General features: G+C 44.8%; 16 protein-coding genes and 1 tRNA gene. 15 read left to right on the top strand and 2 right to left on the bottom strand.

What is annotated here, in order from left to right:
• Window positions 1–503 precede the first annotated feature (503 nt).
• Window positions 504–2,363, bottom strand: a complete 1,860-nt coding sequence (locus ENI34_10650; GenBank protein ID HEC79576.1) for a hypothetical protein — start codon at window positions 2,361–2,363, stop codon at window positions 504–506.
• Between the two features lie 252 nt (window positions 2,364–2,615).
• Here ENI34_10650 and ENI34_10645 point away from each other — a divergent pair.
• The 12 genes from ENI34_10645 to ENI34_10590 all read left to right on the top strand — a co-directional run bounded on the left by ENI34_10645 (window position 2,616) and on the right by ENI34_10590 (window position 12,844).
• Window positions 2,616–2,689: transfer RNA gene (locus ENI34_10645), tRNA-Val, on the top strand.
• Window positions 2,690–2,744: 55 nt separating this feature from the next.
• Complete coding sequence (locus ENI34_10640; GenBank protein HEC79575.1) at window positions 2,745–3,251, top strand: ATPase; 507 nt, start codon at window positions 2,745–2,747, stop codon at window positions 3,249–3,251.
• Window positions 3,248–3,541 carry a co-chaperone GroES gene (locus tag ENI34_10635; protein HEC79574.1) on the top strand — a complete coding sequence of 98 codons (294 nt, stop codon included), beginning with the start codon at window positions 3,248–3,250 and terminating at the stop codon, window positions 3,539–3,541. The genes ENI34_10640 and ENI34_10635 overlap by 4 nt, the downstream gene beginning before the upstream one ends.
• Before the next feature lie 17 nt (window positions 3,542–3,558).
• On the top strand, window positions 3,559–5,184 hold the full coding sequence (gene groL / locus ENI34_10630; GenBank protein ID HEC79573.1) for a chaperonin GroEL: 1,626 nt from the start codon (window positions 3,559–3,561) through the stop codon (window positions 5,182–5,184).
• A 69-nt stretch (window positions 5,185–5,253) separates the two neighbouring features.
• A complete protein-coding gene (locus ENI34_10625; protein HEC79572.1) occupies window positions 5,254–5,565 on the top strand; it encodes a zinc ribbon domain-containing protein in 312 nt (103 codons plus the stop codon).
• Between the two features lie 11 nt (window positions 5,566–5,576).
• A complete protein-coding gene (locus tag ENI34_10620; GenBank protein HEC79571.1) occupies window positions 5,577–5,789 on the top strand; it encodes a DUF2905 domain-containing protein in 213 nt (70 codons plus the stop codon).
• A 31-nt stretch (window positions 5,790–5,820) separates the two neighbouring features.
• Entirely contained in the window at window positions 5,821–6,849 is a 1,029-nt protein-coding gene (locus ENI34_10615) for a hypothetical protein (protein HEC79570.1), read from the top strand.
• A gap of 34 nt (window positions 6,850–6,883) precedes the next feature.
• Window positions 6,884–7,726: an NAD(P)-dependent oxidoreductase gene (locus tag ENI34_10610; GenBank protein ID HEC79569.1), complete on the top strand. Its 843-nt coding sequence runs from the start codon at window positions 6,884–6,886 to the stop codon at window positions 7,724–7,726.
• 13 nt (window positions 7,727–7,739) lie between these two features.
• Window positions 7,740–9,173, top strand: coding sequence for a B12-binding domain-containing radical SAM protein (locus tag ENI34_10605; GenBank protein ID HEC79568.1), 1,434 nt, complete (start codon window positions 7,740–7,742; stop codon window positions 9,171–9,173).
• 1 nt (window position 9,174) lies between these two features.
• Window positions 9,175–10,248: a glycosyltransferase family 1 protein gene (locus ENI34_10600; protein HEC79567.1), complete on the top strand. Its 1,074-nt coding sequence runs from the start codon at window positions 9,175–9,177 to the stop codon at window positions 10,246–10,248.
• A 382-nt stretch (window positions 10,249–10,630) separates the two neighbouring features.
• Window positions 10,631–11,875 (top strand): hypothetical protein, encoded by a 1,245-nt coding sequence (locus tag ENI34_10595; GenBank protein ID HEC79566.1) that lies wholly within the window; start codon window positions 10,631–10,633, stop codon window positions 11,873–11,875.
• Between the two features lie 138 nt (window positions 11,876–12,013).
• The gene (locus ENI34_10590) at window positions 12,014–12,844 is read left to right on the top strand and encodes a T9SS type A sorting domain-containing protein (GenBank protein HEC79565.1); all 831 of its coding nucleotides are present in this window, start codon (window positions 12,014–12,016) and stop codon (window positions 12,842–12,844) included.
• A gap of 3 nt (window positions 12,845–12,847) precedes the next feature.
• Here ENI34_10590 and ENI34_10585 read toward each other — a convergent pair whose 3' ends face one another.
• A complete protein-coding gene (locus ENI34_10585; protein HEC79564.1) occupies window positions 12,848–14,377 on the bottom strand; it encodes a glycosyltransferase family 39 protein in 1,530 nt (509 codons plus the stop codon).
• A gap of 334 nt (window positions 14,378–14,711) precedes the next feature.
• Between ENI34_10585 and ENI34_10580 the strand changes: the two genes are divergently transcribed.
• The 3 genes from ENI34_10580 (at window position 14,712) to ENI34_10570 (ending at window position 18,796) form a co-directional block, all read left to right on the top strand.
• The gene (locus ENI34_10580) at window positions 14,712–15,584 is read left to right on the top strand and encodes a polyprenyl synthetase family protein (protein HEC79563.1); all 873 of its coding nucleotides are present in this window, start codon (window positions 14,712–14,714) and stop codon (window positions 15,582–15,584) included.
• An 87-nt stretch (window positions 15,585–15,671) separates the two neighbouring features.
• Complete coding sequence (gene dxs / locus ENI34_10575) at window positions 15,672–17,531, top strand: 1-deoxy-D-xylulose-5-phosphate synthase (GenBank protein HEC79562.1); 1,860 nt, start codon at window positions 15,672–15,674, stop codon at window positions 17,529–17,531.
• Window positions 17,528–18,796 (top strand): hypothetical protein, encoded by a 1,269-nt coding sequence (locus ENI34_10570; protein HEC79561.1) that lies wholly within the window; start codon window positions 17,528–17,530, stop codon window positions 18,794–18,796. Before dxs ends, ENI34_10570 begins: the two co-directional genes overlap by 4 nt.
• Window positions 18,797–18,865 lie beyond the last annotated feature (69 nt).

Genomic DNA, 18,865 nt, shown 5'->3' with positions numbered 1-18,865 from the left:
ATCCAGGGTATCATCTATTGGAATCTGCAGGGTATCGGTCAGATAACCCTGATAATTGAGCATTTTCGGAACCAGCCGGTTGTAATCGGCCGTAAAACGACCTTCGGCAGAAAGTCCTGCCGCTATTATTAAACATAGAGTTGCAAGATATTTTTTTGGATTCATGGTTTTTCCTTTTTTATCTAAAACCATAATGCCTAAATCTCAACAAAACTTTGCCTGGAAGAAGGTAAAAATGGTGTACCTGTTGGTTTTGCAAACTACCCTCAATCAAACAAAGCGATGAAAAAAGTTCAACTATTTCATTATACCTTAATTATAAAGAGGTTCTTGAGTAAGTCAACCCTGAATTGCCCGTGAAATAAGTTTACGAAGTGGTACGAAAATGGTTTTTCTGGTTTTTCAATGATTCAATGACCAATGATTTAATGACTAAATCTTTTCCAAATCCGAATTCCGAAATCCGAAATGGTTTTATTCCGCAATGCCTTTTTTACCCTAACTTACTTCCTCTCAGAGATTTTTGACTCGTTATGTACCCGCCTGCCTTCTTCAGTGCGCCACTGGAAATCACCCTGGGTTTTGATGCGGTCATAGATGCCGATCATTGCATCGTCGTCCAATGAATGGCCGATCAGGTGGTCGGTCTTGGGTTGTTCCACCGGAGTAAGGATCTTTGCAATTCGGGCGTGGACATCCTTCCGCTCCGCAGTTACGGTCCAGTAAACCTTGGTTCCGGGTTTACCACCAATCACAAAGCGGTTACCTGCAACATCTTCAGCAACATAAATATCAGAAGAACCAACTCCGGTCAACTGAATCATCGGATTTTTATTAATCTTATCAAAATAATCAGGAAGGTTAACGACCGTTTTACCATCAGAACCAATGGTTACTACACCACGATAAAAGAGAATAACTTCATCCGAGCCGACTGCATACTGATTGAGGATCTTATTCATCGGGTCAGATGGATGGTCCATCGTGAAGACCAAGGTTCCGGTTGAGAAGGCAGCCGCCCGAACTTGGTTTGATGCAGTGGTATGGCTGGTTGTGAAGGCCGCGGAGTTAGTGTCAGAAGAATCAACAAAGGTGTGGTAATTTGTGGCAAAACTATACGGTGCAGCAGATGTATCCGCCTCTCCCCCAGCTACGGTCGCAGAATGACCACTGGCAGTATTGTTTTTTCCTCCGCCGACAAAGGTGTATTTTGCGGTCACTGAATTATTCCAGCCTCCGACCACCACCGCTGCCGTGTCAATTAATGAATCACCTGCAAGATTATTGTAGCCTGAAAGAATGCCACCGTAAGAAGCTTTAATTGTATCTATGTACCCACCAGCTACTATTCCATAAATACCATAGACAAAATTACTCTTTCCTCCGCCTATAGTCGCAAAGTTAGCTCTAATTTTATTGTTGACTCCTCCCGCTATAGTGGCCAAGGTATCCATAGTAGTATTGTTAACTCCTCCACTCACGGTCGCATAATTACCTCCAGCAGTATTGCCATATCCTCCCCCTACGGTTGCAGAAAAACCACTGGCAGTGTTAAAATATCCTCCACCTACAGTCGCATTACTACTATCAGCAATATTGCGGAATCCTCCTGATACGGTTGTATACGAATTATTGGCGGTGTTGGAATATCCTCCTCCAATAGTTGTAAAAGAATCCCTGGCAGTATTCCAAACTCCTCCGTCTACGGTTGAATAGTAACCACTGGCAACATTGCGATACCCGCCTCCAATTGTGGCATAACAATAGTTTTGTCCACTCACCCCGGTTGTACAGGCAACCCCGAGGTTGACATGGGTATGGGCACTGTCACCATAAAGTACATTACCCGCTCCACCCCGGGCAATGCCGAGATAGTTGGCAGTGAATAACACACTGTCCGGCGTCCCCCTGACCCAGTCATTGTCCGCAGAAGCATTGCGGGCATATTCCGCAGTATCTGAATAGGTCGCAGTATAGGCATAACCCACTGAAACAATCCGGGTGCGCGGAGACAGCGTATCACCATCGACCACAAGCTCCAACCAGCGGTCTGTACCACCGGTAAAGACCGAATCCGGTATCGCATTCACACTGCCCAATATCACACTGAAGACCCCACGCTCAATTATTACTCCGGTCTGGGTCTCATTCCACAACTCATTACCGCCGGTCGATGCATCATAGATCCGAAAAATCATATCCAGGGTATCATCTATTGGAATCTGCAGGGTATCGGTCAGATAACCCTGATAATTGAGCATTTTCGGAACCAGCCGGTTGTAATCGGCCGTAAAACGACCTTCGGCAGAAAGTCCTGCCGCTATTATTAAACATAGAGTTGCAAGATATTTTTTTGGATTCATGGTTTTTCCTTTTTTATCTAAAACCATAATGCCTAAATCTCAACAAAACTTTGCCTGGAAGAAGGTAAAAATGGTGTACCTGTTGGTTTTGCAAACTACCCTCAATCAAACAAAGCGATGAAAAGACAAGTTTTAAATAAAATGATATATCGGTTTCATGATTATAGCCATTTTCTCTGGAAAATCAAGGAAAAATCGAACTGTTGCCGTTGTTGACAAAACTAAACTTTTATATATAATATGCTGTCTAAAGGGCGAATAGCTCAGCTGGCGAGAGCGTCTGCCTTACAAGCAGAAGGTCACCCGTTCAAGTCGGGTTTCGCCCATGTGTGAGAGATGACAGGTGAAGAGGTGTGCTGTGACTAAAAAAGGAGACTGGAAGTGCCAAAAGGGCACAGAGGTATAAGAGGAGGACTGAAGCCCCATCTCGAAGATCCATATCTTACGAGAAAGAGTTATAAAGAGCCGACTTTATGTCCGCGCTGTGGGTTGGTTTATAAACACCGGCGCTGGCAGAGAATAGCTGATTTCGACCCGAACCTGGCGGTGGAGCGGCATAAATGCCCGGCCTGTCGAAAAGAAGAGGATCATTATGTAATGGGGATTGTCTATATAACAGGGAACTTTTTCAAGGATAGACGTAATGAAATCATTAATATGTTGAAAAATGAGGAAAAGAAAGAGGTCGTCCACAACCCCCTTGACCGTATTATGGGCATTTATGAAGATGGAGACGGAGTGAGGGTTGAGACCACCTCGGAGAATTTAGCGGTTCATTTTGGTAGGATGCTTTACCACTCATACGGTGGTAAAGTGGAGTATAAGTTCTCTGATGATCAGAAGTTGGCAAGGGTATTTTGGAAAAGAGAAAATAAGGAGGTAAAATGAAAATAAAACCACTACATGATCACATTCTTGTTGAAAGGGTTGAAGAAGAGGTTAAAAAAGGTGGTATTATCATCCCTGATACGGCGAAAGAGAAGCCTCAGCAGGGGAAGGTGATTGCTGTTGGTGATGGTCGAAGAGACGATAAAGGAAATAAGATTCCATTGGATGTGAAAAAAGGAGATACTATACTCTTTGGTAAGTATGCAGGAACTGAGGTTAAGATTGTTGATAAAGAGTATTTAATCATCCGCGAGGATGATGTTTTAGGAATAGTTGAGAAGGAAAAATAGCAAAAGGAGATAGAACTATGGCAGCAAAAGAGATAAAATTTAACGAAGATGCGCGAAGATCGATTTTAGAGGGCGTCAAGATTTTATCTGACGCAGTGAAGGTTACTCTTGGTCCAAAAGGCAGGAATGTCGTACTGGAAAAGAAATTCGGAGCACCGACCATTACAAAGGACGGCGTGACTGTTGCCAAAGAGATCGACCTTGAGGATAAGTTCGAGAATATGGGTGCACAGATGGTTAAAGAAGTTGCCTCCAAAACTTCTGATGTAGCGGGTGACGGTACAACCACCGCGACGATACTCGCCGAAGCCATTTACCGCGAAGGTTTGAAGACCGTGACCGCCGGTGCAAATGCGATGGAAGTGAAAAAGGGTATTGATAAAGCCGTGGATACGGTCGTCGAGAGTTTGAAAAAGTTGTCGACATCCATAAAAGGCAGCTCGGATATCGCTCAGGTTGCGGCGATTTCCGCCAATAACGATGAAACAATCGGTAAGTTGATCGCAGATGCAATGGATAAGGTGGGTAAAGACGGAGTAATCACTGTTGAGGAAGCAAAAGGTATGGAGACCACCCTTGATGTCGTGGAGGGTATGCAGTTCGACCGCGGCTATCTTTCTCCTTATTTTGTCACCAATCCGGATCGCATGGAGTGTGTTCTGGAAGATGCCTATATTCTTCTTTATGAGAAGAAAATCAGTGCAATGAAGGATCTATTGCCGATTCTTGAAAAGATCGCTCAGAAAGGAAAACCCCTTCTGATTATTTCCGAAGAGGTCGAGGGCGAAGCGCTTGCAACTCTGGTCGTCAATAAAATCAGAGGAACCCTGCAGGTCGCGGCGGTAAAAGCTCCGGGCTATGGTGACCGCAGAAGAGCCATGCTTGAAGATATTGCGATTCTCACTGGAGGAAAGTTGATTTCCGAAGATATCGGACTCAAACTCGAAAATGTCCAGATTTCAGATCTCGGTCAGGCGAAACGGATCACCATAGATAAAGAGAACACGACCATTGTCGAAGGAGCGGGAAAGAAGGCCGATCTTCAGGCGAGGATTCAACAGATCCGTAATGAAATGGAACAGACAACTTCTGATTATGATAAAGAAAAACTCCAGGAAAGATTGGCGAAACTTGCCGGCGGAGTAGCGGTTTTGAATGTCGGAGCCGCGACTGAGGTGGCGATGAAAGAGAAGAAGGCGCGTGTTGAGGATGCTCTTCATGCTACAAGAGCCGCAGTTGAGGAAGGTATCGTACCCGGCGGAGGTGTGGCTTTGATTAGAACCATTCCTGACCTTGAAAAATTGAAGTTGAAGGGTGACCAGCAGATAGGTGTTGATATTGTGAAGAGAGCACTTGAGGAACCGACGCGTCAGCTTGCTGCAAATGCCGGTAAGGAAGGATCGGTGATCGTGGAACAGGTCAAGAAAGAGTCCGGTAACATCGGATATAATGTAATGACCGAAAAATTTGAAGATATGGTTGCAGCCGGAATCATTGATCCGACAAAGGTTACGAGATCGGCTCTCCAGAACGCCTCGAGTATTGCGTCACTGCTTGTGACGACCGAGGCGGTTGTTGTTGAAAAACCCGAAGAAGAGAAGACGCCGTCCATGCCGCCCGGCGGTGGATACGGCGGTTATTAATATGAAACCTAAGAAGTTGGGGGCAGAATTCAGGCATTCTAACCCCCAACTTCTTTTTTGAGGTATGATATGCCTACATACGAATACGAATGCATCAAGTGTAAGTATACCTTTGAAGAGTTTCAAAAGATAACGGATAAACCGCTACAGAGATGTCCCAAGTGCCGTGGTAAGTTAAGACGTTTGGTCTCCGGCGGTGTCGGTTTGATCTTTAAGGGCAGTGGTTTCTATGTTACTGATTATAAAAAATCACGGTTACCGCAGCCGAAGGAAGAGAAAAAGAAGGATTTAGTAAAACCACAAAGAGAGAAGCCGAAGGTTCCGGCGACAGTACCTCAGACCGCTACAGGTGGTTCATCTTCCGATAAAAAGAAGAAATAGATTCACTTAATATGTATGGTATTGCCAGATTTTTTATCGGGGTCGGCGTTCTTTTTGTTATCATCGGTCTTCTCCTTTTTTTATTTCCAAAATTCAATTTTTTAAAGCTTCCCGGTGATATTGTCGTAAAACACGATAATTTTATTCTGATTCTTCCAATTGCAACCAGTATTCTGGTGTCTTTAATCCTTACTATTTTGTTGAATTTTATCTTCAGAAGATAAAAACAAGGGTACAGGTATCATTATCAGGGAGATGAAATTGAGGGCGATCGATGAAATCGCCGTTGGTCCAATCTTTATCTGCGTCGGTGAACCGTCGGGTGATCTGTATGGTGGTTTTATTGCGAGGGAGCTGAGAAGAAAAAATCCAGACCTGGAAATTTACGGGGTCGGAGGGGATGGGTTGCAGAGAAGCGGAGTGAAGATCATTGAAGGCTACACCGATTTACAAACATTCGGTTTTTCCGCGGGACTTTCGTCCTTTCTGAGGAACTGCAGGATATACCGACAAACCGCTCGAGCACTCTATCAGATTAAGCCAAAGGTATTCATTGCGGTCGCTTATCCGGGGATGAACCTGCTGCTGTGCAGGTATGCCCGAAAACTGGGTATCCGTACATATTTCTTTTCACCGCCCCAGATATGGGCATGGGGTGAGTTCAGAAAATACTTTATAAAAAGATGGGTGGAGCGGGCGATTTCTTTTTTCCCTTTTGAATACAACTTTTACAAAAGTAAAGATCTCAGGGTGGAATATTTTGAAAATCCCCTGCTTAAAGGATTGAAAAAATATCAGCGGCGGAACTTTAAGCGACGGATAGGTTTTATGCCCGGCTCACGCAGGAGTGAGATCAAGAGAAACTTACCGATAATGATACGGGTGATGGAGAGGTTCATTCAAAAAAGAACAGATGTCGATTTTTTATTGATAGCCGATTCTCAAAGGAGCGCCGATTTCTTCAGAACCCTGATGGCGGAAAAAGAAAAACTGATAAAGGCGGAGATCGTTGTTGAAGAACGCTATCAGATGATGAAGGACTGTGAATTTTTAATTGTTTCATCAGGGACGGCGTCGTTTGAAGCTTTGATAATGCAGGTACCGCAGGCTTTTTTCAATCGCCCTTCTTTTTTTGACTACTATGCAGTCCGAAGATTTTTGAAGATAAACGAGTATAATCTGGCGAATCTGTATTCTGGTAAACCTCTGATACCCACAATCATATCCCGTAATTCAGAAAAGATTGTAGAGATCTTGATCGAGCGGTTGCTATCCTGTTTTTGATTGACTAATCGGTCTTTTTTGAATATAATTGTCCATGGAGGCAGCGAATTTAATCACCAGTCCGTTCGGCATCGGTGAGGGGTTGATTCTGAAGTTGTTGAAAAAGGGAGAGACCATTTATACGGTTTTTCCTTCACCCAAGAACGTACCGATGTCATTCCTGGGCAGGATAAATTTGAAATACGGCTTTCTGCAGTTTGAAAAGGATGTGAATCTCGACAAAAGTCTTCCGAGACGGGTGGAGAATGTCTATCATGTTTATGAAGCCTATAGTGGTTCTTTTACGAGAATCTTTAAAGCCAATCCCTGCGCAACATTGATGTTGCTGGAGTGGGCGAAGAAGGTCGGTGTCAAGAGATTTATTTATATCTCCAGTGGAGAGGTTTACGGCGAAGGTAAGAATCTTGAAGAGACAAGTCCGTACAAGCCGCGCAGTTTTTATGCGATGAGTAAATTTGAAACCGAATTTTTATTCCGTTATTATCAGAAACATTTCAAAATCATTACGGTACGGATCTTCTTTCCTTTTGGTAAGACTTTAAAAGAAGGGTTTGTCTCGGAACTCCATCATGCGGTGAAGTCAAAAGGAAAGATTGAAACCGAGTATAATGTCATCAGCCCCACATTTATTGATGATACCATCGAGCCGCTGATAAAAGCGCGTGATCTTGATAAAAATGATGTTTTTAATTTCTGCGGCAGCCCGATCGAAACCGAAGAGTTCATTGACAGATTGAAATATACGTGCGGAGGCTCTGCCGGTAAGATAAAGACGGGGCGGATCGGGTTGACCGGTAACAGTGCAAAGGCAGAGAGAATGCTGGGATACCGCAAGACGCCGTTAAATGACGCCCTGAAGAATTCTTTCGGAAAATAGCCGTATAACTCCTATGATTGATGTACTGCTTGTTAATCCCGGAGAGAAGGGAGCTTTTTTTGAGGCGATGCCGCCCTTGGGCTTGGCGTACATTGCAGCGAATCTCGAAAAACATGGTTATTCAGTGAAGATCCTTGATTTCGAAGTGGAAGAAAAAGGGCTCTCTTATTGGTTGAGCAAATGGCAGCCGAACTATGTCGGTATATCAGGTACCAGTCACACACGTTTTGAGTCATTTCGTCTGGCTTCGGAGATTAAGAAATTCAACAGAGAGATTGTTGTTATCTACGGCGGTGTCCATGCCACATTCACCGCCTTTGATACCCTCACTCATATAAAGGATATGGATTATGTGGTAAGGGGAGAGGGTGAACAGATACTTGTGGAACTGATTGATGCTTTGAATAATAAAAAAAATCTTGATGGAGTGAGAGGCATCAGTTACCGCACAGACGAGGGCATAAAGGAAAATCCCGCTGCCCCGCGTGTCGAACCGCTTGATAGTTTACCGAGGCCGGCATATCATCTGCTTGATATGAAGAGATATTCGCTGGATATGGAATTCGTTCATAAAAAAGGTATTTCACTCATTACTTCACGCGGCTGTCTGGCGAAATGCAGTTTTTGTTCGGCAAGCAGAATGTTCAACCATCAATTGACGGTCCATTCCGCCGGTCGGATACTTGATGAGATAGATTTTCTCTTTGATAATTACAGTTTCAAAGGTGTGAAGATATTCGACAGCACACTGACGATGCGGAGGAATCATATTGAAGAACTCTGTGATGAAATACTGAGACGTAAGCGTTCATTTCCCTGGGAATGTGAGATTAGAGTCGGTACTGTAGACCGGGCCATTTTGGAAAAGATGAAAGAAGCCGGATGCTATTATGTGAATTTCGGGGTCGAATCTGGGAGCCAGAGGGTTTTGAATCTGATGCGTAAGGGGTTTACAGTGGAACAGGCGGAAGAGTTGTTGAATCTATGTTTTGATGTGGGGTTGAAGACCAAAGTCTTTTTCTCATTCGGACATATCGGTGAAAATATGGAGGATGTCAGAGAGACCTTCCGTTTCATCGATAAGTACAGTGATAAAATAACAACCGTTGCAAGCGGTGCCGGTGTGAGGATATATCCTGGTACATATCTTGAGGAGTATGCAAGGAAGAACGGCTTGCTTCCTGAAGACTTTTCCTGGAGCATGCCGTTTACAGAGAAGAGAGCCAGAAGAATTTTACAGTCGGAATCTATCCCTCTGTTGCTTCAGCCGCAACTCGGTTTTCCCGAGCTGGAAGATATTGCCCTTGAAATTTATCGACGGCGGTTCAAAGGATGGAAGGGGTTAGGACGGGGGTTGCGCAAGATCCTCGATCGAAAAAAATGGTGGAAACTCTTTCAACTTATGAAAATAAAATCAGAGAGAATTTTCACAGGAGGGAGTAAGTAGCGTGAGAATACTGCACGTCACATTTGAAAATTTTCAGGATGTCCCGGGGATTCTGAGTCGAAGCCATAAATTCTTCGGTGATGAAGGATTTCTTGCCACAATGACCCATTCACGTTTAGGGTTCCCGGACGGTATTTTACTTAATTACCCATTGTTGAATTCCTCTTCTATCAGATTTTTCAGAAAGGTCAGCGGCAGAGAAAATGTAAATGTTCTGGAGCATGAGTTGAGGTTGAAAATAAAGGGAGAAACTCTGTCACAGCGGATGTTTTTCAGAATGCGTGATATCTTGTGGCTGTATCGCTTACGTGATGCCTGGTATAGATACGGGCTCGGTGATTTTGATGTCTATCATTTTGATGGAGACCTGCCTTTTATTTACGGAAGGAGAATCCTTAAGAAATTAAAGAACAAGCATATCGTAACCCATTTTTTCGGGAGTGATTTACGGAAATGGGGGATGAACCCGTATTTGAGAGAGCGGGCCGAGTTGCGTTTCACCTCGGAACTGGACCATACCAAGATAGATCCTTCCTTGATCTTTGTCCCGATCCCTTATGAGGCGGAGAAGATCAAACCGCGCAGTCGTGAGAATAAAATTTTACGGGTATGCCATTCTCCAACCCGGCGGACAGCGAAAGGAACCGCGGATATAATCAATGCGATTGAAAAATTAAAAAAGAAGATGAAGTTTGAGTTTCTTCTGATTGAAGGTGTTTCTCATAAGAGATGCATGGAGCTGAAAAGCACGTGTGACATTGGAATCGATCAGATCGGAAATTATGCAGGTACTGGTTACGGCAGAAGCGGACTTGAATTTCTCGCTCTGGGGATTCCCACGATAACAGAGATCCCTGATGAATACGAAGAGCTGCTACCGGGTCATCCTTTTGTTAAGGCGACGAAGAAGAATTTCGAAGATGTTCTGTTTGCACTTCTGACCGACAGCGAATTGAGACATAAGAAACGAGAAGAAGGTATAAAGTGGGTGAGGTCTTTTCCGCATCCCCGCAGGATTATGGGAAGGATATATAAAGAGTACAGGAAACTCGGCTGGACATCCGTTAACAGGTAAGATGGTTTTGGTTTTCTGATCTTACCCAGGTAACTGATTCCTCTTCACTTTTTTATCATCCCTCCGTCCGCTCTTTTGTCATTCTGAAGGAGTCTGCCCGAAGCAGACGACTGAAGAATCTCAATGACTAATGACTGATAAAGATTCTTCGTTTCACTCAGAATGACAGAGAAAGAAGGTAAACTCAGACGTTGTCCTGAGTGTAACGAAGGAATGATGGAGAAAAAGGGTTTTAAATAAAAAAGAAAAAAGTGGAGAGGAGTCAGAAAAAATGGAGAGGAATCAGTTCATGTAACTCTTGACAAGTTTTTTCTTTTTACTATACTTAAGTGTAGAAGACAGTGAGAACTATTTTAATAATTTATAATAAGGAGGTGAAGTTATGAAAAGAGTTTTCTTTATTTTGATTCTATTCATTTTTTCAACCGCATTTGCGGACTGGGAAGCGATCGGTCCTTACGGCGGTCCGCTTACCTGTGTGGGAGTGGCGCCGTCCAATGAAAATATTCTTTATGTAACGACCTATGCAAATCCCTCTGAAATTCTTCGGTCCACTGACGGCGGTGCGAGCTGGTCCAAGAGAAGCGAATTGAGCAGTTACATATACTGTTTTGCAGTCGATCCGGATGATCCTGATGTTGCTTATGCGGGTGGAAACAGGGTTATTTATAAGACGACAGACGGCGGTTCCACCTGGAGTATGGATTCTGTCGCAAACAGCAACGGGTATATTTATGGTATTGTTGTGCATCCTACGTCACCGAATACAGTGTTCGCCGCAGGCAATGCTCCTTCCGGTACTTATACGGTGATGGCTTTTTTCAAGAGTACGGACGGCGGCGCAACATGGAGTACGAAATTACTTCATACTGCATACTATGGTTATTCATATTGTTTGACACTCGATTCCTCACAACCCGATAATATCTATGTCGGAGGTTATTACTATAACTCGGGATATTACCCGGAGGTGTATAAATCAACCGACGGCGGAGTAAATTTCAGCGATGCTTCAACCGGTATTCCGTCCGGGGTGATGATGATCTATTCACTTGCAGTCCATCCGACAAATTCCAATATCGTATATGCGGGAACTTATTACGGCGGAGTTTACCGCTCTTTGGATGGTGGTTCATCATGGAGCAATGTAACCGACGGTCAGTTCGTTTCCGCCCTGGCGACAACAACGGTCGAACCGAATGTGGTCTATGCCGGTACTGATACCCTGATATATAAAAGCACTGACGCCGGGGCATCATGGAATTTCTGCGGAGCTGGTTACGGCGGGATGTACAAATATTCACGTGATCTCGCCGCTGGTCAACAGACAGCCGGGATTGTTTATAATGTCGACAACTTGGGGTGCACCAAAAGTACTGACGGAGGTGCTTCTTGGTTCCCGAGTAATTATGGGATGACGCTTGCACATATCGCCAGTTTCACGGCGGCGCCTTCAGATCCTTCAGTGATCTATACTGAATTTGAAGAAGTCTGTATTTTTAAAACGACGAACAGCGGAGACGATTGGTCGATGCTGCCGGGCGCCCTGGATTGCGGCAGTATCTGTGAGTTCGCAGTCGATTACACTGATCCGGCGGTCGTGCTGGCACTTGAGGGCGCGGGCTGAGGTTATGCAGAGCTCTTCAAGAGCACAGACGGCGGGACCGTCTGGGATTCGATTGACAGCTATTATATCGACGGCGGCGCACTTGTCGCTGATCCGAACAATTCTCTGGTTTATTGGAGCGGCGGGACATATAACGGTATGGCTGTGTCCAAGACCACAAACGGCGGAGCATCCTGGTTACGCTATGCACTCGATACCTTAGGTTATGTCTTCGCCCTTGCCGTTGATCCGACGAATTCCAATGTCGTCTATGTCGGCGGCACTCCCAAGATGTGTAAGACCGTTGACGGTGGAGGCCACTGGTCAGATGTATCGGTCGGTATAACAGATACGATCTTTGATATCGCCATTAACGGTGGTAATTCCGATGTGATTTATGCCGCTTCGCCGGCCGGTGTCTTTAAGACGACCAACGGCGGTGTAAATTGGTTTAACACCGGCTGTACAGATGTCACCTCACTTGTGATTGATCCATATGAGCCCACTACTGTTTACGCCGGTACAAAGAGCGGGGTTTACAAAAGCACCGACGCCGGCGGTTCCTGGGTTCAGATGAATAGCGGACTTTCCGACACAAACGTCACTTCCTTAGGTATTAATCCGGGTGTTTATCTCTATTGCGGAACAGAGAATAACGGGATGTATCGCTGGTCCCTTGAAGTCGGAGTGAGCGAGAAGCGCAAAGAGCTGGATGAGAAAATAGCCTTTTTTGTGTCTCCCAATCCAGTGAGAGGAAGAGTAAATATCAGTTATCAACTCACCGACAGGACTGTCGTGCAATTGGCGGTATATAACAGTGTCGGAAGATTGGTGAAGGAACTTGTCAACGGCATCCAGGACAGTGGACTCTATAGTTCATCATGGGATGGAAGAGATTGTAAAGGCAGAAAAGTGCCGGGGGGTGTTTATTTCGCCAGGTTCCTTGTGGGTGAAAGAAGATCGGTGACCAAGTTTGTTTTACTTGAATAGAAATCAGGGGAAGTGATATAAATAAGCGGCGGCTCCCGGTGCCTTAGCGGCATCGAGCTGGAGTGCCATAGTATTCAAATAAGAAACAAATAATTTCTCTTCATCCGCCCCTTTGTCGGCATAGATATGGGAGAAGAGGAACCAGACCCTGCCTTTACCTTTTAACTGTTCGATCTCTTTGTAATATGCAGACCAATTGTCGCGTGCCTCTATCCCTTGAATATAATTGTCTGTATAATCGAATCTATGTGCGTAGTAGCGAAATGCATTGATTGAGGCATAATAGACATAAACAATATCACCCGTTCTATAGTGTTCAGCCACGTATTCCATCATCGGTCTTAATTCTTCAGGAGCGCGGGGCTTAAAGAGTCGATAGCCGGCGAGACAGACCGGGTGAATCAGAAGTATAAAAACAAGGGCGAAACCTATCAAAGGTGAACCCTGTGAGCTGGTTTTTCGTATATATTCTATTCCCTCTGCGATGATCAGTATCATAACAGGGGTGAGAAATAAAAGGAGCCTTCCTTCGAATGGATATTTTTGTAGACCAGAAGCAAGAAGAGTGAAGAGGATGGGAAGGATCAGAAGCAGGAATATTTTGGTCTTTTTGTAGAAAAGCACGGCGAAGCCGAAAACGAAAGAAAGGACCGCTAAGAGAAGTTCATATACAGAGAGCCCGATGGGGAATTTAAAGATTCTCAAGAATACATAAGGGAACCATTTTAAATCATTTAAATTCGTAGGCGGTAGAGGCATAAAGCTGGGTTGCCAGAAGTCAACAAGAGTTCGGTTTTTACTGATCGCCTCAAGTGAGAGTTGATAATTAACAATAAAACTGATCAGAGATATCAGGCCGGCGGAGATCAGCCAGAACAGGACATTCCAGTTTTTCTCTTCTATTACGCAGAGCAAGAGAACGATGATTGCGCCGGAGAAGATGAACAACGCCGGGTGTGAAAACCAGTAAGAGAGCCCTCCGACAATTCCGAAGCTGATGATATATTTGATATTTAAATGTTTTTTAATAACCAGATACGCACTCAACAGAATTATGAGGGTGAAAAAAACATCGGTTGAATACTGTTTTACTTCAGAAGAAAAATAGATAAGGTGGTCACATACTGTAAAGAGTATGAGGGAGAATGTTAAACCTTTTTCATTTAATATCTGTTTTGCTAATCTGTAGAACAGGAAGAGAGAGGCTATCCCCGCGATAAGTGGAATGATACGCAGGCTGTATTCGCTGTTGCCAAACATATTCAGCGCCCAGCGCTGGATGATCAGAAATCCGACCGGCGCCGCTTGGACATAATCGAGCGGCTTTAATAATTCCGAATAGGAGCGCTGGACTATATTCAATGCAAGGGCCGCTTCTCCTTCTGTAAGGGAACGATTGTACAAGAATTGAGCGGTTCTTAAGAGAACTCCGATGGCGAGTATCAACCAGTTACAGGTCGTCGAATAGAGGGATGACGATAACCGGGATATTTTTGTATCAAATGAAGCGAAAGGTTCATTCCGTAATTCCATTATTTATTATATAGAAGCATAAGCTCTGTGTCAAGCAAGGCGATAACCTGACTCCTCTCCACTTTTTTCGTTTTTATTTAAAGACCCTTCTTCTCCGTCATTGCTTCGTTACACTCAGGACAACGTCTGAGTTTGCCTTCTTTCTCTGTCATTCTGAGTGAAACGAAGAATCTTTATCAGTCATTAGTCATTGAGATTCTTCAGTCGTCTGCTTGGGGCAGACTCCTTCAGAATGACAAAAGAGCGGGCGGAGGGATGATAAAAAAGTGGAGAGGAGTCAGAGGCGATAACACCTTGACAAATAGGTATTTTGCATTAGAATTATACTGATTTTATGGTTGTCTCAGAGATCGACAAATATTTAAAGGAGAATAAATCGCTTGTGGATAACGCGCTTCAGAGATATTTCCCTGATAAAAACCCGTTTTTTGCGGTGATGCGTTACTCTCTGCAGGGAGGAAAGCGGATAAGACCGATTCTCGCAATTACAAGTTTTCGTTGCTGCGGCGGAGAGGATATCGAGGTGATTCTACCGACCGCGTGCGGTCTTGAGTTGATTCATACTTATTCATTGATCCATGACGATCTGCCGGCGATGGATGACGATGATTTTCGGCGAGGTCGGGTTTCCGCCCACAAGAAATTCGGTGAGGCGACGGCGATTCTGTCCGGTGACGGCCTTTTCGCCTATGCATTTGAGTTGTTTACATATGGTAATGGTCAGGTGAAAGAAAAACTCGCAGTGGTGAAGGCGGTGAGCGAGGCGGTCGGTCCGAAAGGGGTTGTTTTCGGTCAGGTGCTTGATATCGATGACAAAAAGAACGCCGTGCCGAAATTCCTCAGGGAAATTCATTTAAACAAGACAGCGAAATTCATCGCGGTTTCCCTGAAGTGCGGTGCGATTATGGCCGGTGCTTCAGAGGAGATTCTTGAGAGGCTTTACAGCACCGGGATATATCTGGGAATGCTTTTTCAATATACCGACGATATTCTTGACGTGGTGGGCGAAAAAGAGAAATTGGGGAAGACTCCGGGAAAGGATTCCGCGAGTGGGAAACTAACCGCTCCGGCATTGTACGGGCTGGATGGTGCACGTTTCAGAGCCAAGAAATATGCGACACTGGCACAGAAAGGATTTACCGAACTCGGTGATGAATTCAGGATATTGAATCAGATAACGGCGTTTATTCTCAACAGGACATTCTGATATGCCCAGCACAACGATATTTTCATCTTCAATCAATAATGGAGCAAAATCAAGATTTTGCCGAAGGTGTAAAACCTTAATTTAATTATGCCGATTCTTCCAAGAATAAAAGGACCCAACGATCTCAAAGAACTGACGCTTGAAGAACTTTCGATACTCGCCCATGAAATCAGGGAGAAGATTATCGAAGTCTGCGCCGACACCGGCGGGCATGTGGCACCATCTTTGGGGGTTGTCGAGTTGACCATCGCCCTTTACCGGGTGTTTGATGCTGAAGAGGATAAAATCATCTGGGATGTCGGCCATCAAACATATGCTCAGAAGTTGATTACAGGGCGGTATGAACGGTTCCATACACTGCGGATGTATAAGGGAATAAGCGGTTTCCCGAAAAGAGGGGAGTCGAAGTATGATGTTTTCGACACGGGCCATTCTTCCACATCACTCTCCGCAGCGACCGGTTTTATACTTGCAAGGGATTACAAAGGTGCTGATTATAATGTTATAGCCGTTATCGGCGACGGATCACTGGGTGCGGGTATGGCTTTTGAGGCATTGAACCATATCGGTCATCTGAAAAAGGATGTTATTGTTGTATTGAATGATAATGAACGATCGATCGGTGAAACGGTCGGGGCTTTGTCCCAGTATTTGACCCGGGTCATCACCACAAAGACATACAATCGTTTCCGCGACGACTTGTGGAAATTTCTCGGAAAATTTCCGCCGTATTTCCGGGATCGAGGACGCAATCTGGCGAAGAGAATTCAGGAGGGATTAAAAGGTCTATATGCACCTGCGGTGATCTTTGAAGAACTCGGTTTCAGATATATCGGCCCCCTTAACGGCCATAAATTGGGTGAATTGATTGATACTTTTACACGCATTAAAGAGATGAGAGGACCGAGAATTATTCATGTCGTTACCAAAAAAGGCAAAGGATACAAGACGGCTGAGGATAAACCGGAGACATTCCACGGGGTGGGACCATATTGTGTCGAGACCGGTGATATTAAAGCCAAAACCAGATCCTGGACTTCGGTCTTCGGCGATGCAATCGTCGAACTCGCAAAAAAGAACGAGAAGATTATCGCCATCACTGCAGGAATGTGTCTCGGTACCGGCTTGAAGAAGTTCCGTGAGGAGATACCAGAGCGCTTTTTTGATGTCGGTATTACTGAGCAGCATGCCGTAACCATGGCTGCTGCCCTGGCACTGGATGGCTATATCCCGATATGCGCAATCTATTCGACGTTTTTGCAGCGTGCGTATGATCAATTGATTCATGATGTATGTCTGCAAAAGGCACCTGTGATCTTTGCGGTAGATCGGGCGGGTCTGGTTGGACAGGACGGTCCTACACATCACGGTCCGTTTGATTTATCATATTTCAGATGTATCCCGGGTATTGTCGTCAGTGCGCCGAAAGACGGTGAAGAATTGATTGCGTTGCTCAAAACGGCGGTTGAATATCGCGACGGTCCTTTTGTGATACGCTATCCTCGGGGGACCTGCGGTCCGGTGGATAATACAGACCCTCAGACCATAGAAATAGGTACCTGGGAAAGACTTTCGTCAGGGAAAGATATTGCGGTGATCGCCACCGGTTCTATGGTAAAAGAAGCCCAGTCAGCGGCAGAAAGCCTGCGTAAAAAAGGTATATCTCCGATCATCATAAACGGCCGTTTTGTTAAACCTCTGGATAGAAAAATGCTTGATGAACTCGGTGAAGAGGTTAATAAGATCATCACCGTGGAAGAGAATACACTCTCCGGAGGATTCGGGAGTGCGGTTAACGAATATTATACCCAGAACAATGCATCTGTGAAGGTGCACTGCATCGGTCTCCCCGACCAGTTCATCGAACATGGGTCAAGACAGATCCTGCTCAAGATCACAGGTCTTGACGCTGAGGGCATCGCCGAAAAGATCCTATCTATCTTATGAATTTTATTTTATCATTCATTTTAATCTCCCAGCTCGTTACCCCCTGTGAAACAAAGGTGTTCCTTGACGCCGACGGGAAATTTTTGATATTTGCTCTCTATTACGGTGATGAGCTGATAAGTATTGATAGTGTGAAGAACGTCGATGAGTATTTCCAGGAGGGTATTATCGAACATAACCGGAGTTTACTTTTAAATGAGCTCAAAAAAGATCTGGTCCAACAGGGGGGATATGCAAGCAAGGGGCTTATCGGAACCTTTGAGATTCCTCTTCCCAAAGGTGGTTTCAGTGACTTTATGGGAGAGACCGGTAAGCTGGATGTCGGCGGTCATGTCAAGATAACCCTCGGCGGCAGCAAACAGTTTTTATCAAACGAAACCCAACAGGGCGGTATGGGTTGGTTTCCTGAACTGGAGATGAAACAGGAGATGGTCGTTAAGCTTGATGGGCAGGTCGGTGACAGGATGCGCGTCTTTATCGATCATAATTCAGAGCGCATCAACGAATCACAGAACAAGATTACCGTGACTTACCATGGTCGTGAAGACGAGATTATTCAAGAGATAGAAGGGGGTGATACCCAACTTTCGATTCCCGCTACAACCTATACTGGTGATATTCCGTCGCATCAGGGGTTGTTTGGAATTAAGTCGACCGCCAAATTCGGTCCGCTGGATCTTGTCGCGATCGCTTCGAAAGAACAGACACAGACTCAGGAGATTGAAATTGAGGGTTCAACCCAGGCGCAATATGATACGATATGGGCAAAATATTATGAACGCCGAAGATTTTTTTACCTCGGTACGGATGATTCCATTATCAATCTTCAGGTGTTTGTTGATGACAAAAATGTTCAGAATAATAATACAGAAGGGAATATAACTTTTCACGGTACAGCATATCTTGATGTCAATGACGACAATATTCCGGATGATACCACCGAATATGAAGAAGGAGATTTCACTCTGAAGCGGGAGGGGTTGAGTGATTTCTATCTTTTCGTCCCGGGGGCGAATATCATTGAACTCAATTATAATCTTCCTGAAGGATATGTTTTGGGTGTCTGGTATGTAAAGAAGAACACCAGCGGCGTGATTGATACCGTTGGTGTGATCAATTGGGAAAACCCCGAGGATACCATTCAGCTGAAACTGATATGTCCTCAGTATTCAGACACATCTTCCTACACCTGGCATTATGAACAGAAAAACTATTCTCAAATCGTCAGCCCGGGGTCCCGTCTTGATTCACTGCGTATTTACTAGATCGCTTCCGGTGGTGAACATCGGGATCGACAGAATGACGTACCGTTCATCGAACTTCTGGGACTTGAT

The organism is candidate division WOR-3 bacterium (assembly GCA_011052815.1).
In the GTDB taxonomy this organism is placed as follows: Bacteria; Hydrothermota; Tepidihabitantia; order SM23-42; family SM23-42; genus DRIG01.
This window is presented reverse-complemented; position numbering and strand designations above follow the sequence as displayed.

Bases quoted from the DNA above. Each gene is read 5' to 3' on its own strand.
- ENI34_10610 (HEC79569.1), top strand. From the start codon at position 6,884: ATGGAGGCAGCGAATTTAATCACCAGTCCGTTCGGCATCGGTGAGGGG.
- dxs (HEC79562.1), top strand. From the start codon at position 15,672: ATGCCGATTCTTCCAAGAATAAAAGGACCCAACGATCTCAAAGAACTG.
- groL (HEC79573.1), top strand. From the start codon at position 3,559: ATGGCAGCAAAAGAGATAAAATTTAACGAAGATGCGCGAAGATCGATT.
- ENI34_10625 (HEC79572.1), top strand. From the start codon at position 5,254: ATGCCTACATACGAATACGAATGCATCAAGTGTAAGTATACCTTTGAA.
- ENI34_10595 (HEC79566.1), top strand. From the start codon at position 10,631: ATGAAAAGAGTTTTCTTTATTTTGATTCTATTCATTTTTTCAACCGCA.
- ENI34_10590 (HEC79565.1), top strand. From the start codon at position 12,014: ATGGCTGTGTCCAAGACCACAAACGGCGGAGCATCCTGGTTACGCTAT.
- ENI34_10585 (HEC79564.1), bottom strand. From the start codon at position 14,377: ATGGAATTACGGAATGAACCTTTCGCTTCATTTGATACAAAAATATCC.
- ENI34_10620 (HEC79571.1), top strand. From the start codon at position 5,577: ATGTATGGTATTGCCAGATTTTTTATCGGGGTCGGCGTTCTTTTTGTT.
- ENI34_10635 (HEC79574.1), top strand. From the start codon at position 3,248: ATGAAAATAAAACCACTACATGATCACATTCTTGTTGAAAGGGTTGAA.
- ENI34_10580 (HEC79563.1), top strand. From the start codon at position 14,712: ATGGTTGTCTCAGAGATCGACAAATATTTAAAGGAGAATAAATCGCTT.
- ENI34_10605 (HEC79568.1), top strand. From the start codon at position 7,740: ATGATTGATGTACTGCTTGTTAATCCCGGAGAGAAGGGAGCTTTTTTT.
- ENI34_10570 (HEC79561.1), top strand. From the start codon at position 17,528: ATGAATTTTATTTTATCATTCATTTTAATCTCCCAGCTCGTTACCCCC.
- ENI34_10615 (HEC79570.1), top strand. From the start codon at position 5,821: ATGAAATTGAGGGCGATCGATGAAATCGCCGTTGGTCCAATCTTTATC.
- ENI34_10650 (HEC79576.1), bottom strand. From the start codon at position 2,363: ATGAATCCAAAAAAATATCTTGCAACTCTATGTTTAATAATAGCGGCA.